The sequence below is a fragment of the Devosia limi DSM 17137 genome (assembly GCF_900128975.1).
In the GTDB taxonomy this organism is placed as follows: domain Bacteria; phylum Pseudomonadota; class Alphaproteobacteria; order Rhizobiales; family Devosiaceae; genus Devosia; species Devosia limi.
Genome location: NZ_FQVC01000001.1, coordinates 416780 through 429524, shown reverse-complemented (window position 1 = coordinate 429524; position 12745 = coordinate 416780). Strand labels below are relative to the sequence as shown.

General features: G+C 64.3%; 15 protein-coding genes. 3 read left to right on the top strand and 12 right to left on the bottom strand.

Annotated elements, in window-relative coordinates:
• Positions 1-45: 45 nt before the first annotated feature.
• From BUA69_RS01925 to BUA69_RS01915, 3 genes are all read right to left on the bottom strand, one after another.
• Positions 46-342 (bottom strand): GNAT family N-acetyltransferase, encoded by a 297-nt coding sequence (locus BUA69_RS01925; protein WP_046135680.1) that lies wholly within the window; start codon positions 340-342, stop codon positions 46-48.
• Between the two features lie 76 nt (positions 343-418).
• Entirely contained in the window at positions 419-997 is a 579-nt protein-coding gene (locus tag BUA69_RS01920; RefSeq protein WP_052950597.1) for a tetratricopeptide repeat protein, read from the bottom strand.
• A 459-nt stretch (positions 998-1456) separates the two neighbouring features.
• Positions 1457-2158 carry a DedA family protein gene (locus BUA69_RS01915; protein ID WP_046135679.1) on the bottom strand — a complete coding sequence of 234 codons (702 nt, stop codon included), beginning with the start codon at positions 2156-2158 and terminating at the stop codon, positions 1457-1459.
• 127 nt (positions 2159-2285) lie between these two features.
• Here BUA69_RS01915 and BUA69_RS01910 point away from each other — a divergent pair, with 127 nt between their 5' ends.
• A complete protein-coding gene (locus tag BUA69_RS01910; protein ID WP_082093862.1) occupies positions 2286-2660 on the top strand; it encodes a RidA family protein in 375 nt (124 codons plus the stop codon).
• A gap of 6 nt (positions 2661-2666) precedes the next feature.
• Here BUA69_RS01910 and BUA69_RS01905 read toward each other — a convergent pair whose 3' ends face one another.
• The 4 genes from BUA69_RS01905 to BUA69_RS01890 all read right to left on the bottom strand — a co-directional run bounded on the left by BUA69_RS01905 (position 2667) and on the right by BUA69_RS01890 (position 5523).
• Entirely contained in the window at positions 2667-3185 is a 519-nt protein-coding gene (locus BUA69_RS01905) for a hypothetical protein (RefSeq protein ID WP_046135678.1), read from the bottom strand.
• Positions 3186-3364: 179 nt separating this feature from the next.
• Positions 3365-4216 carry a fumarylacetoacetate hydrolase family protein gene (locus BUA69_RS01900; protein ID WP_046135677.1) on the bottom strand — a complete coding sequence of 284 codons (852 nt, stop codon included), beginning with the start codon at positions 4214-4216 and terminating at the stop codon, positions 3365-3367.
• A gap of 99 nt (positions 4217-4315) precedes the next feature.
• A complete protein-coding gene (locus tag BUA69_RS01895; protein WP_046135676.1) occupies positions 4316-4750 on the bottom strand; it encodes an RbsD/FucU family protein in 435 nt (144 codons plus the stop codon).
• Positions 4751-4773: 23 nt separating this feature from the next.
• The gene (locus tag BUA69_RS01890) at positions 4774-5523 is read right to left on the bottom strand and encodes a GntR family transcriptional regulator (RefSeq protein ID WP_046135675.1); all 750 of its coding nucleotides are present in this window, start codon (positions 5521-5523) and stop codon (positions 4774-4776) included.
• A 137-nt stretch (positions 5524-5660) separates the two neighbouring features.
• Here BUA69_RS01890 and BUA69_RS01885 point away from each other — a divergent pair, with 137 nt between their 5' ends.
• The gene (locus BUA69_RS01885; protein ID WP_244468771.1) at positions 5661-7211 is read left to right on the top strand and encodes a UxaA family hydrolase; all 1551 of its coding nucleotides are present in this window, start codon (positions 5661-5663) and stop codon (positions 7209-7211) included.
• A 20-nt stretch (positions 7212-7231) separates the two neighbouring features.
• On the opposite strand, the gene BUA69_RS01880 is transcribed toward BUA69_RS01885, so the two are convergent.
• Both BUA69_RS01880 and BUA69_RS01875 read right to left on the bottom strand, forming a co-directional pair.
• Complete coding sequence (locus tag BUA69_RS01880; RefSeq protein ID WP_046135674.1) at positions 7232-8134, bottom strand: SMP-30/gluconolactonase/LRE family protein; 903 nt, start codon at positions 8132-8134, stop codon at positions 7232-7234.
• 69 nt (positions 8135-8203) lie between these two features.
• A complete protein-coding gene (locus BUA69_RS01875; protein ID WP_046135673.1) occupies positions 8204-8395 on the bottom strand; it encodes a hypothetical protein in 192 nt (63 codons plus the stop codon).
• Between the two features lie 1083 nt (positions 8396-9478).
• Between BUA69_RS01875 and BUA69_RS01865 the strand changes: the two genes are divergently transcribed.
• Positions 9479-10660 (top strand): alpha-hydroxy acid oxidase, encoded by a 1182-nt coding sequence (locus BUA69_RS01865; protein ID WP_046134457.1) that lies wholly within the window; start codon positions 9479-9481, stop codon positions 10658-10660.
• 166 nt (positions 10661-10826) lie between these two features.
• Here the strand turns inward: BUA69_RS01865 and BUA69_RS01860 are convergent, their stop codons facing one another.
• From BUA69_RS01860 to BUA69_RS01850, 3 genes are read right to left on the bottom strand one after another with little or no spacing between them, the layout of a single operon-like run.
• Entirely contained in the window at positions 10827-11633 is an 807-nt protein-coding gene (locus BUA69_RS01860; RefSeq protein WP_046134458.1) for an anti-sigma factor family protein, read from the bottom strand.
• A complete protein-coding gene (locus BUA69_RS01855; RefSeq protein ID WP_046134459.1) occupies positions 11630-12136 on the bottom strand; it encodes a sigma-70 family RNA polymerase sigma factor in 507 nt (168 codons plus the stop codon). The genes BUA69_RS01860 and BUA69_RS01855 overlap by 4 nt, the downstream gene beginning before the upstream one ends.
• Positions 12137-12154: 18 nt before the next feature.
• Positions 12155-12547 (bottom strand): COG4315 family predicted lipoprotein, encoded by a 393-nt coding sequence (locus BUA69_RS01850; RefSeq protein WP_046134460.1) that lies wholly within the window; start codon positions 12545-12547, stop codon positions 12155-12157.
• Positions 12548-12745: the final 198 nt, after the last annotated feature.

Below are 12745 nucleotides of genomic sequence, written 5' to 3'. Positions count from 1 at the left end.
GCCGGCCCGATGGCCGTTGGCGGCGCAGCTGCCGCCATGCCGCTTCTAGGCGCGCAGGTCGGCCCATTCGGGATGGCGGCGGAACTGGGCGACCACATAGGAGCAGATCGGCACGATCTTGAAGCCCTCGGCGCGCGCATCGGCAATGGCCGCGTTGACCAGGCGCGCCGCGACCCCGCGGCCGCCGAATTCGGGCGGAACACCGGTATGGTCGATGCGCAGCGTGCCGTCGGGGCCCTTGCGATAGGTCATTTCGGCCTCGAAGCCGGGCGCCAGGGCAATCCTGTAGCGCCCGCTGCTGGGGCCGTCCTGACGCTCCACAACATAGTCGACATCACTCATGGTCTGGTCCGGGCTCCGTTGGTGAATTGGCAGGGATATAGGCATGGCCGGGCGCTGGGCCAAGGCGGGACCATGCTCAAATCCGGGTGACGCCGTCGAGCAGTTCGGGAAACAGCGCCCGCTCGACGAGAAAGGGATGGATGGCGAGGGCGGCGGCCATGTCCCGGAGCGCCAGCGCCTGCTTGCCCTGGCTGCGATAGATCATGGCGCGCCCCACCAGCGCGCCAAAATGGCGCGGCTCGAACTGCAGCACCTTTTCGATATCGGCCAGGGAGGCCGCATAGTCGGACATCAGATAGTGGAGGGTGGCGCGCTGGTTCCAGCCTTCGGCATATTCCGGATAGTCCACCACCAATTGGTTCAACAGGTCCATCGCCGTCGGCAGGTCCATGCCACTGCGCAATACCAGGATTTCGCGCATGCGCGCCGCCAGGGGCGGGTCGGCCGGACTGGTCCAGGCGATCCAGATTTTCTGATCGATAGCGCGCGCCGCAGCGGCACCCGGCGCGATGCGCAATTGGGCAAACAGCTGGTCGAGAATTTGGGGGTCGCGTTCGTCCTGGGCGCGGGTCATCCCGGTCAGGACCAGCAAAAGCAGGATCGGGCCCAGAAGAGCCGCGATCAGGTCCGGACGTCTGCCGATCCATGGGCGCATGATGGCTGAGCTTGGATCGGATTTTGGGGAAGGGCAAGACAGGAGTTTGTGAGGGAGCCTAATGGGTTGTCTGTTGTAGACCGCAGCCGCATCGGCGGTCTCCGTGCAATAGGCATCGTGGTCTGGATCGCCGCCCTCTCCCCCATCGTCATCACCGGGCTTGTCCCGGTGATCCATCGTCCTGCCTATGCGGAGGCTTGGATTGCCCGGACAAGCCGGGCCATGACGGCGTGGAGGGATCGAGGGGGCACATCAGGCGGCTGGCGCAGAATAAAGTGCGGGGCGGAGAGTGCTAATGGCCACTTCCGCTCCATCCCGCCACCACCACCGCGCTGCCCCCGGACTTGATCCGGGGGCCATTCTCAATCCGGCACGCGCGACGAGTGGCCCACGGGTCAAGCCCGTGGAGAGCATTGTGAGTGGGGAGAGCCGCAGTATGCGAGGGGAGCGCCCGCTGCCTTAATGCGCGGCGTCGCCATTGCCCCAGCGGGCCTGGATGCTGCGGCCGAGGCCGCCCAGGACCGGGGCGAAGAACAGCAGGATGCTGCGATAATAGTGCACGAGGATGAACAGCGCGGCCAGGATCAGCGTGCCGAAGACGATGACCAGTTCCAGCGACAAGCCGATGGACTTCAGCCAGGCGGTCAGCAGCATGCCCGGCAGGATATGAGCGGCGGCCCAGACAAAGGCCGAGGTGACGTTGATGACGGTGAAATGGGCATAGCGCATGCCCATGATGCCGGCGACGCCGGGGATCACCGCTTTGACGCCGGGAATGAAGCGGCCGATGAACACGGCCTTGCCGCCATGGCGGGCAAAGAATACCTCACCGCGGGTGATCAGGTCCTTGTGGTATTTGAACGGCCACATGTCCTTGATCGTATCCTTGAGGAAATGGCCAATGGTGTAGGAAATAGCGTCGCCGATAATGGCGCCGATCACCGCAGCGAAATACACTTCCCAGAAGGGCAGGCGGCCTTCGGCGATGATGCCGCCGGCCAGCAGCAGCACGGGGGTCGAGGGGACGAACAGCCCGAGGATGAACACGGCCTCGCCGATAGCCACGGCGAAGATGAACCAGAAGGTCAGCCAGAAATTGCCCGATATGGCGTTGAGGAAGCCCTCAAGGTGGGCCGAAATGGCATGGAAGAACTCGAACATATACGGCTATGATTCTCCGCGACCAATGATCCATAGCGACCGCTGGTGATTGACTTATGACTACCCGTTCGCCGAGGCTCACGCATCGTCCATCTGGAGTGTATCCATGTCCATGCCGCTGCACCACATGATTGCGTCCGGTCCCCGCCCGGTCGCGCCATTCTCCCATGCGGTGGAGGCCGATGGCTGGGTTTTTGTGACCGGGCAGATGCCCACCGACCCCGACGCGCCGGATGCGCCATTGCCCGAGGGCATCGAGGCGCAGACCCGCCGGGTGATGGAAAATCTCAAGCTGGTGCTGGGCGGAATTGGTCTGGGCCTGGAGAACGTGACCTTCGCGCGCATCTACCTGACCCAGTTCGAGCGCGACTATGGCCTGCTCAACCAGACCTATCTTCAATATTTCGAGACCGGCAAGCTGCCGGGCCGCACCACCATCGGCGTCACTGCGCTGGCGGTGGGTGCTCTGGTCGAAATCGACCTGGTGGCCCGGCGGCCGTAAGCGGGGTCAGGCGCCGCGATTGTCCCGCTTGGCCTGGGCGGTCTTGGTCGCCTGGGAGACGCGGCCCTCCTGGGTGACGCTGCCGACCTTCTTGGTCTTGGCGCTGGCCTTGGCCTTCATGCCGCTGCTGGCCTTGGGGTTGGTGGCGGGGCGATCGGGCGAGCCGGCCGCCTGTTTCAGCGACAGGGCGCGCTGCGAATTGGCGATCAACTCTTCGCGGCGGCGCCGCGCCTGGCGCCGGCTGTGTTCCTTGTTGGTGCGGGCCAGGGCCTCGCCAAAGATCGAATAATGCCGGCGCTGGTTGGCCTCCACCTTTTCGGTGCCGCCGGTGCCGCGGCCCTTGATGGCGCGGCGATGACCGGCGATGGCGGAACTGGCCTTGTTGCGGCGCTCGCGCAGGCGGCTGGTGAGTTGGCGCAACTCGTCCGGGGTCAGTTCGGCAAGGCCGGGGTGGCGGGCTTGTTCGACAAGGTCGGCATCGTCCTTACCCAGGATATGTCGCAAATCGGCTTTGGTAACGGCCATTGGCTAGCTCCTCCTTGTTAAGAACCTGATGGTGCTCCCGTATGGGGCGCCATGGCAAGGTCACAAGGTCACCAGCATAATCGGGCGAGGCTATGGCATCGGCCAAGACAGAGGCGGCGCGGCGACGGTCCCATCGGGTCCGCTGCCGCGCCGCAAGCAAGGCGTCCGGATCGGTCAGATCAGGCGGTGTAGGCCTTGACGTTCTGGGTCTGCTCGCCAAGGCCATCAATGCCCAGGCGCATGACATTGCCGGGCTTGAGCCAGACCGGGTTTGGCTTGATGCCCATGCCCACGCCCGGCGGGGTGCCGGTGGAGATGATATCGCCGGGCTGCAGGCTCATGAACTGGCTGACATAGGCCACCACATGGGCGACGCCGAAGATCATCGTCTTGGTGGAACCGTTCTGGAAGCGGTGGCCATCGACTTCCAGCCACATGCCCAGGTTCTGCGGGTCGGCAACTTCATCCTTGGTCACGACCCAGGGGCCGATCGGGCCGAAAGTGTCGCAGCCCTTGCCCTTGTCCCAGGTGCCGCCGCGTTCGGTCTGGAAGTGGCGTTCGCTGACGTCGTTGATCAGGCAATAGCCGGCCACGTGGTCCATGGCGTCGGCTTCCTCGACATAGCGGGCCTCCTTGCCGATGACGATACCCAGCTCGACTTCCCAGTCGGGCTTGATCGAATTCTTGGGGATGATCACGTCGTCATTGGGGCCGATGATGGCGCTGGTGGCCTTCATGAAGATGATCGGCTCTTCAGGAATGGCGGCGCCGGTTTCGGCAGCATGGTCGGCATAGTTGAGGCCGATGCAGATGAACTTGCCGACATTGCCGACGCAGGGGCCAATGCGCTGGCCGGCATCGAGCTTGGGCAGCACGCCGATATCGGTGGCGCGGATCTTGGCCAGGCCCTCGGGGGTCAGGGCCTCGCCGCCAATATCCTGCACAATGGCGGAGAGATCGCGGATCGAGCCGTCTTCGGCCAGGATGGCGGGCTTTTCAGCGCCCTTGGCGCCAACGCGGAGCAATTTCATGGATCGGTGTTCCCTTTACCTCGTTTCCGCATGGCTTTAGCGGCTAACATGTTAGGCTGTCGAGTGCGACCTTGGCCTTATCGGTTCGGTCGCCGTGATTTAGCCGTCGGGGCGCACAATGCCCTTCTTGAGCAGGATATTGCCGTAAAGCCGGCGTTCGCCGCTCTGCACGATGGCATAGGCGTTTTTGACCCGCTCATAGAAGGCAAAGCGCTCCAGCGTCGCCATTGCCATTTTCGGCTCGTGCCGGGCGATGATGGTGTCGAAGGCATCCATGATCGGCTCGCGCTTGCCGGGGTCACCCACCACCTGCATGCCGAAGGCGGCATCCTCGACGAAATCGTCGAGCGGCAGCAGTGTCAGCACGGCGTCGAGCACATCGGTGGCGCTGACGCCATCGAGCCGCACCAGGATCGGCCCGGCGGCATCGGCGGGATAATTGGCATCGACAATGGCGATTTCGTCGCCATGGCCCATGGCGCGCAGGATCGCCAGGAGGTCGGGGCTGAGAATGGGCGGAATGGTCTTGAGCATGGTGTCTCTTTCCAGGGGGCGGACTAGCCGAAGGGGAAGCTGTCGCTATCGCTGCCCAGCGTATCGCCATCGGCGAACAGGCCGGGATGTTCGCGGGCAAAGGCGAAGAGCTCGACCATCACCGCGTCGATATGGGCGCGAATGGCGCGGGTCGCCTGGTCCTGGTTGGCGGCCAGAATGCCATCGAAGATCGCCTGGTGTTCGGCAATGGTCAGGGCCAGGCGGCGCGGGGTGATGATCAGGCGGCGCGCCCGGTCGAGATTGGCGCGGGCCGAATCGATGATGCCCTTGATCTTGGTGAAGCGCATCGAGCGGTAGATGATGTCGTGGAAATCGACGTCGATCTGGTGGAAGGTTTCGCTGTCGTCGCGGCTGGCGGCTTCGCGCTGTGCCGCCATATTGGCGTGCAGCGCCGCAATGACCTCGGCGTCATGCCTGCCGATCAGCACGCGCAGCGCCTCGCTTTCCAGCGCCTTGCGGATCAGCATGTATTCACGCACGTCGGCAATTTTCACCAGCGAGACGGTGGAGCCGCGCTGCGGGGCGATATCGACAAGGCCTTCGGCCTGCAGCCGCGCCAAGGCTTCGCTCACCGGAAAGCGCGACACGCCGAGCTGCTCGCAGATCGCTGTCTTGTCGATATTGACGCCGGGTGCCAGCGCCATCGAGACGATGGCCTGGCGGATCGCGGTGGTGACATCGACGGTGACGCTGCCGCGCGTCAGCGCGGAGGGGCGAACCAGAAAATGATAGGGACTTGCTTCCGTTTTCATGCTAACATGTTAGTGAGACCAATAGCGCATTACAACACGATTGCGCGGGAGGCCCCGGCATCGCCCGGTGCCATCTGTGCAGGCAAATCGCGTCCCCGTAAAGCGCATGCAGCCCCATCTCCCCGAAAGCGTGCCCGATGTCCGAAACGATGATCCGCCCCGAAGCCAGGACGCTGGTGCTGAACCCGTCCGACAATATCGCGGTGGCGCTGGCCAATCTCGATGCCTGCACCCCGACGGCGCAGGGGGTGACCACCACCAGGCGCGTGCCCAAGGGCCACAAGTTCGCCACCCGCGCGGTGGCGTCGGGCGAGGCCATCATCAAGTTCGGCCAGATCATCGGCTTTGCCAGCACCGATATTCCGGCTGGCGAATGGGTGCATGAGCACAATTGCGGCATGGGCGGCGCCGATGGCAGCCTGCATCACGACTATGCGTTTTCCGAGGGCGCCGTGGCGCCGCAGATGATCCCGCCGGCCGAGCGCGCCACGTTCCAGGGTTATCGCCGCGCCAATGGTTCGGTCGGCACCCGCAATTATATCGGCATCCTGACTTCAGTGAACTGCTCGGCTACCGTCGCCAAGTTCATCGCCGAGGCCATCAACCGTTCGGGCATTCTCGCGGATTATCCCGAGATCGATGGCGTGGTGCCCTTCGTGCACGGCACCGGCTGCGGCATGGAAAGCCGCGGCGAGGGCTTTGACATCCTCAAGCGCACCCAATGGGGCTACAGCTCCAACCCCAATCTGGGTGCGGCCATGCTGGTGGGGCTGGGCTGCGAAGTGTTCCAGATCGGCCGGATGAAGGAGCTCTATGGCATCGAGGAGGGTGAGACCTTCCAGACCATGACCATCCAGGAAAGCGGCGGCACCAGGAAGATCATCGAATGGGGCGTCGAGCGCCTCAAGGAAATGCTGCCGGTGGCGGCGCGGGCGAAGCGCGAAACCATCGACGCGTCGGAGCTGACGCTGGCGCTGCAATGCGGCGGGTCCGATGGCTATTCGGGCATCACCGCCAATCCGGCGCTCGGCTATGCCGCCGATATCCTGGTGCGCAATGGCGGCACCGCCATCCTCAGCGAAACCCCCGAAATCTACGGTGCCGAGCACCTGCTGACCCGCCGCGCGGTCAGTCGCGAAGTGGGCGAAAAGCTGATCTCGCGCATCCATTGGTGGGAAGATTACACCGCCCGCAACCATGGCGAGATGAACAATAATCCATCCCCCGGCAACAAGCTGGGCGGGCTGACCACGATTCTGGAAAAGTCCCTCGGCGCCACCGCCAAGGGCGGCACGACGCCTTTGACCGCGGTCTATGAATATGCCGAAAAGGTGCGCGAAAAGGGCTTTGTGTTCATGGACACGCCCGGCTTCGATCCGGTCTCTGCCACGGGGCAGGTGGCCGGTGGCGCCAATATCCTGGCCTTCACCACCGGGCGCGGCTCGGCTTATGGCTGCAAGCCGGTGCCCTCGATCAAGCTGGCCACCAATTCGGACATGTATGCCCGCATGACCGGCGACATGGATATCAATTGCGGCGATATCGTCGAGGGCGTCTCCATCGAGGACAAGGGCCGGGAAATCTTTGACCTCTTGCTGCGCGTCGCTTCGGGCGAAAAGACCAAGTCGGAAGAGCTCGGTTATGGCGACAACGAGTTCGTGCCCTGGCAGGTTGGCGCGACCATGTAGTCGCGCTGTCCACGCCTCTTTCAGGGCCGCTGCACGCCTGTCGCCAGCACCGGGATTGAATAGAGGCACTTGCTGGCGGTGATGTAGAGCCTGTTCCGCCCGGGCCCGCCAAAGGTCACGTTGGACGTCTTGTCGCCGGTGCGGATGCGGCCCAGCAGGGCGCCGGCGGAATTATAGACGTTCACGCCAATGCCGGTGCTGGTCCAGACATTGCCTGCCGCATCGAGGCGGAAGCCATCGGGCAGGCCGTGATCGATATCGGCGAACACCCGAGGCTGGCTCAGCCGTTTACCGTCGACCGCAAAGGCGCGGATATGGCTGGGCCAGTCGGGATCATGGCTGCGCCCGGTATCGGAGATGTAGAGCGTTGACTCGTCCGGTGAAAATGCCAGCCCATTGGGCTTGGCGAAGTCATCGGCGACGACGCTGAGTGAACCATCCGCCGGATCGAAGCGATAGACATAGCAGCCGTCCTGTTCCTGCTCGGACTGGTAGCCCTCGTAATCGCTCAGAATGCCGTAGGGTGGATCGGTGAACCAGATGGTGCCGTCGGACTTGACCACCAGGTCATTGGGGGAATTGAGCCGCTTGCCCAGATAGCGATCGACCAGCGTGGTCACACTGCCATCCGGCTCGGTCCGCAGCAGCGCCCGCGCCCCGTGCGAGCAGGACAGCAGCCGCCCGCTCAGGTCGCGATAATTGCCATTGACGAAATTGGAGGGGCTGCGGAAATCGGAAACCCCCAACCCCGGCACGAAACGCAGCAGGCGGTTATTGGGAATATCGGACCAGACCAGATAGCCGCCATCGCCAAACCATACCGGCCCCTCGGCCCACAGGCATTGGTCGTAATGGCGCTCCAGCACCGCATCGGGCCGCACCAGTTGCGCAAAGGCGGTGTCGATTACCTCAATGGCCGTCATGCTGTCTTCCCCCCGAAGCCGGCATTTGAGGGCAGGGGGAGCGCGAAGGCAAGTCTCAGCCAATGGGCGTCAGCTTTGCCGCTGTCCAATCCAACGCCCGCCGAACCGGCCAGCCATCATGCCTAGGACATAGATCACAATGCGCATCCAGAACTCGCCGCCACCGGCGAATGTCTGGGCAATGATAACGGCGACCAGCAGGCCCACGAACGCGCCGATGTCGCCATACCTGTCTGCCTTCGGCTTATCGCGCCACGCCATATCTTATCCCCCAAAACCGGCAGTCCTAGGCCAGGCGCGCGCCGCTGGCAATGGCGCCGCCGCACGGTGCTTCCCCACCCACCGGCCGGCATCAGTCGGGTGACGCCGTGGGCGCGGCGCGTCCCCTCCCGCATGCTCAACCCAATCGCCACCCTGTCCGCCGTCGTCAATCCGTCGGCCGGCCTCTCCCGCTTGTGGGGGTGGGGTCACCAAACCAGGTCCTCAACGCCGTCGGCGCCCACCCCCAAAACCGCCCCCTCAGTCTGCGTCCCCTCCCCCTCGAGGGGGAGGGTCAGGGTGGGGGTGCTGCGATTGTCGCGAGGCGGGAGTGTGTGGAGCGCACAGCACCCCCACCCTTGATCCCTCCCCTCAAGGGGGAGGGAGATGACTGCAAATTCGTCATTAATCCGTCGGCCGGCCTCACCCCCTTGTGAGGGGGTTACCAAACCAGGCCCACCAGCCGTCATCCCGGCGAAAGCCGGGATGACGCGGTGTGTGTGGCGGCACCGCGTCGGTCTCCCCCAAAACCGCCCCCTCAGTCTGCGTCCCCTCCCCCTTGAGGGGAGGGCCGGGGTGGGGGTGCTGCGGTTGTCGCGAGGCGAGAGCGTGCGGGGTGTGCCTTCCCCAACCCCCACCTTCCCCCCCAAACTTTTTCCCCTTCTTTCCCCCCTTGCGCCTTCTTGCCCCCATTCCCGCACTTCTACTGCGCGGTCGCGACGAACGGTCGGTGCGGGGAATGCCGGTGGGGTTGGGGTCGTCCTTTCCCGGTGGGCGACACCGTCAGTATCGGCTGAAAAACCGCCGCCCCTGGTTCGGTCCCGCAAAAAATACCGGCGCGATGGCGAGACCCTGGTTTCATTCCATTGCGACTACCGCATCGAGACCAAGGTCTCGCCATCCCCGCAGCAAGCGGGGCGAAATGCCCAGCACTTCCGTTTGGAAGTGCCAGCACTTCCGTTTGGAAGTGCCGAGCACGTTCACCCGCCCGTCCCTCGACGCGCGGCGATCATCCATGCGCGCGGCCGCATTGACGACTAACATGTTAGTTGCTAGGGCAGGGCATTCTCTGGGAGCGCGCCGGCCATGTCCTCACTCGACACTATTCTGACAATCGAAGAATTGATGGCCCGCGCCCGGTGCCGGGTGCCCAAGATGTTCTTCGAATATGCGGATTCGGGCAGCTATACCGAAAGCACCTATCGCGAGAACGAGAGCGATTTCGCCAAGATCAAGCTGAACCAGAAAGTGGCGGTGAACCTTGAGGGCCGCAACCTCAAGACGCAGATGCTGGGCAAGACCATTGCCATGCCGGTGGCGATCGCCCCGGCAGCCACGGGCGGCATGCAGGTTGCCGATGGGGAGATCAAGGCGGCAAAGGCGGCCGAGAAATTCGGCATTCCCTTCACCCTCTCGACCATGAGCGTCTGCTCTATCGAGGACATTGCCGAGAATACCAGCGCGCCATTCTGGTTCCAGCTCTATGTGATGCGCGACCGCAAGTTCATCGAACGGCTGATCGACCGGGCCAAGGCCGCCAATTGCTCGGCGCTGGTGCTGACCATGGACCTGCAGATCCTGGGGCAACGCCACAAGGACATCCATAACGGGCTCGCCACCCCGCCCAAGTTCAACGCCTATAGCCTCTGGCAGATGATGCAGCACCCGGGCTGGTGCCTGGGCATGCTGGGCACCAGGCGCCACACCTTCCGCAACATTGTCGGCCATGTCGATGGCGACCATGACCTGGCCTCGCTCTCGGCCTGGACCGCCTCGCAGTTCGATCCGACGCTGAGCTGGAAGGACGTGGCCTGGGTCAAGGAGCGTTTTGGCGGCAAGGTCATCGTCAAGGGCGTGCTCGATGCCGATGACGCCCGTCAGGCGGTGGATCATGGCGCCGATGCGGTGATCGTCTCCAATCATGGCGGCCGCCAGCTCGACGGCGCGCCCTCCACCATTCGCGTGCTGCCCGAAATCATCGACGCCATCGGCTCGCGCACCGAAGTCTATCTCGATAGCGGCATCCGCAGCGGCCAGGACGTGCTCAAGGCCCTGGCGCTGGGCGCCAGGGGCACCTTTATCGGCCGCGCCATGCTCTATGGGCTGGGGGCAGGCGGCGAAGCCGGCGTGACCCGGGCCCTCGAAATCATCCGCAAGGAACTCGACACGACAATGGCCCTCTGCGGCGAGCGCGACATCGCCAATGTCGGCCTGCACAATATCTATTCGAATGACATCCCGCCGCGGAACGCACCGAGGCGGGGCTGAGCTCCGCTTCCATCCACCCACCGGGTCATTCCCGCGCAGGCGGGAATCCACTCTTGGCGCTTGAAGTCAGAATGGATTCCCGCCTGCGCGGGAATGACTCCGTGGGTGAGTAGCCTCCGTGGACAAATGTGGTCCGTGGGCGCGGCGGGCCCGAACCCTAAGCCACTTATCCCCGATACGGCCGGGCCGCGGTAACATCGCCCTCGGTCAATTGCCGATAGACGGCTTGCGACAGGGCCTTCATGCGCTCGGGGGGGAGGGTGCCGACCACGGTGCAGGTGATGCGGGCATTGGCCCAGTAAAAGGCTTCGGCGCCGTCGTAATTGGCGAATTGATAGGCTGGCTGGCCCTCGGGCAGGGCGGCGGTGACATAGACGGTGACCCGCTCGCTGGCCGGGCTTTCATACATCAGCTGGGCGGCGCGACCGCCAATGTCGTGGGTGCCGGGCAGCAGCCGCCCACCGACGAGGGTAAAGCCTTCGGCGCTGAGATCGGGGGCGTCGAGCGGGGTGGCGAGGCGATTGGACAGCCAGGTGGTCAGGTGTTCGCCATCGCTGGCTGGCACTTCGACAGCATGGCGGTTTTCGGCGATGAAGACGTTGTGGGCATTGACCGCGTCGGCGATCAGCACGGTGCTGGCGCCGGGCGCGGGCTCGAAGAGTGGGCGGGCGAACCAGCCGACGCCCAGGCCAAGCCCGACCAGCACCACGGCCGCAGCGGCCCAGCCGAGCGAGCGATTGCGGTGACTGGCAATCTCTGCCGCCAGGCGACGGGGGCGCAATCGGGCCGGCACCGGCTCGGCAGCGACGGGGGCGAACAGCGTCGCGATCGCGTCGGTCTGGCGGCGCCACAGCGCGACTTCGGCGGCGGCATCGGGATTGGCCGCAAGAAAGGCTTCGACGGCCTCGATCTCATCGGCGGGCAATTGCCCGTCGGCATAGGCCATCAGGGTGTCCTGGGGCACGGCGCTCATTTGACCGTCCTCAGATGCGGCTCGGCGCTGGTCCCGGTCATGGTGCGCAAGGCGGCGCGGGCGCGGCCGAGGCGGGACATCAGCGTGCCGAGCGGAACCCCGACGATTTCGGCGGCCTCGCCATAGGAAAGGCCTTCGAGAGCGATCAAGAGCAGTGCCTCCTTCTGGTCGAGTGGCAGGGTTTCGATGGCGCGGGCCAGTTCGGCCAGCGCGATATGGCCCGGCTGCGGCGCCGGGGTCGAGGGTTCGGCAATGCTGTCAAAGGCCACGGTCTCGCCCCGCCGCCGGGAGGATCGCAGTCCGTTGCGATAGAGGTTGAGCAAGATGGTGAAGAGCCAGGCGCGGACCGGGCCGGTGGGCCGGAACAGTCCGCGCCGGGAAATGGCGCGTTCCAGGCAATCCTGCACCAGATCATCGGCCAGATCGGCATTACGCGTCAGCGCCCTTGCATAGCGCCGCAGCGCTGGAACGCAGGCTTCGATCTGATCGAGGAAATCGCTCAAGATGGCGCTCGGTTCGGACTATTCGATTGCAAGATGCCAGACGCCGCCGACGCCGTCACCGGTCACGTCGCCCGGAGCCTTGTCGTCCTTCCAGAAATACAGCGGCATGGACTTGTAGGCCCACATCTTGGTGCCGTCGGTGCGGTCCACAATGCTGAAATCGCCTTCCGGCGCGGCAGCGGCATCAGCCATCAGCGGCGGCCAGTTGACGGCGCACTTGTCGTAGCAATTGGTGACGCCGGCCGTGTCCTTGTCAAAGATGTAGAGGGTCATGCCGTTGGCGTCGGTCAGTACCTGTTTGCCGCCGATATCGACGGATTTGACCGCGCCGCCCAGATAGTCCTCGGCAAAGGCGGGCATGGCGAGAATACCGAGCGCGGCAACGCCGGCGAGGAGCAAGCGAATGTTCATGGAAATTCCTCCTGTAGCGGGGGCGTTATACCCCTGCACACAGATCAACACCGGGGCGGCCCGATTAATCCCGCTCCCACAAAATAATCCTGCCCGGGTGGGGCCGGTCACAAGATACTGGACAGCCAGCCAAGGGACTGGTTGTTTAGCCGCAACTGGCAAAAGCCAGCCGGCACACAAAAAACCGTGCTTCACGGG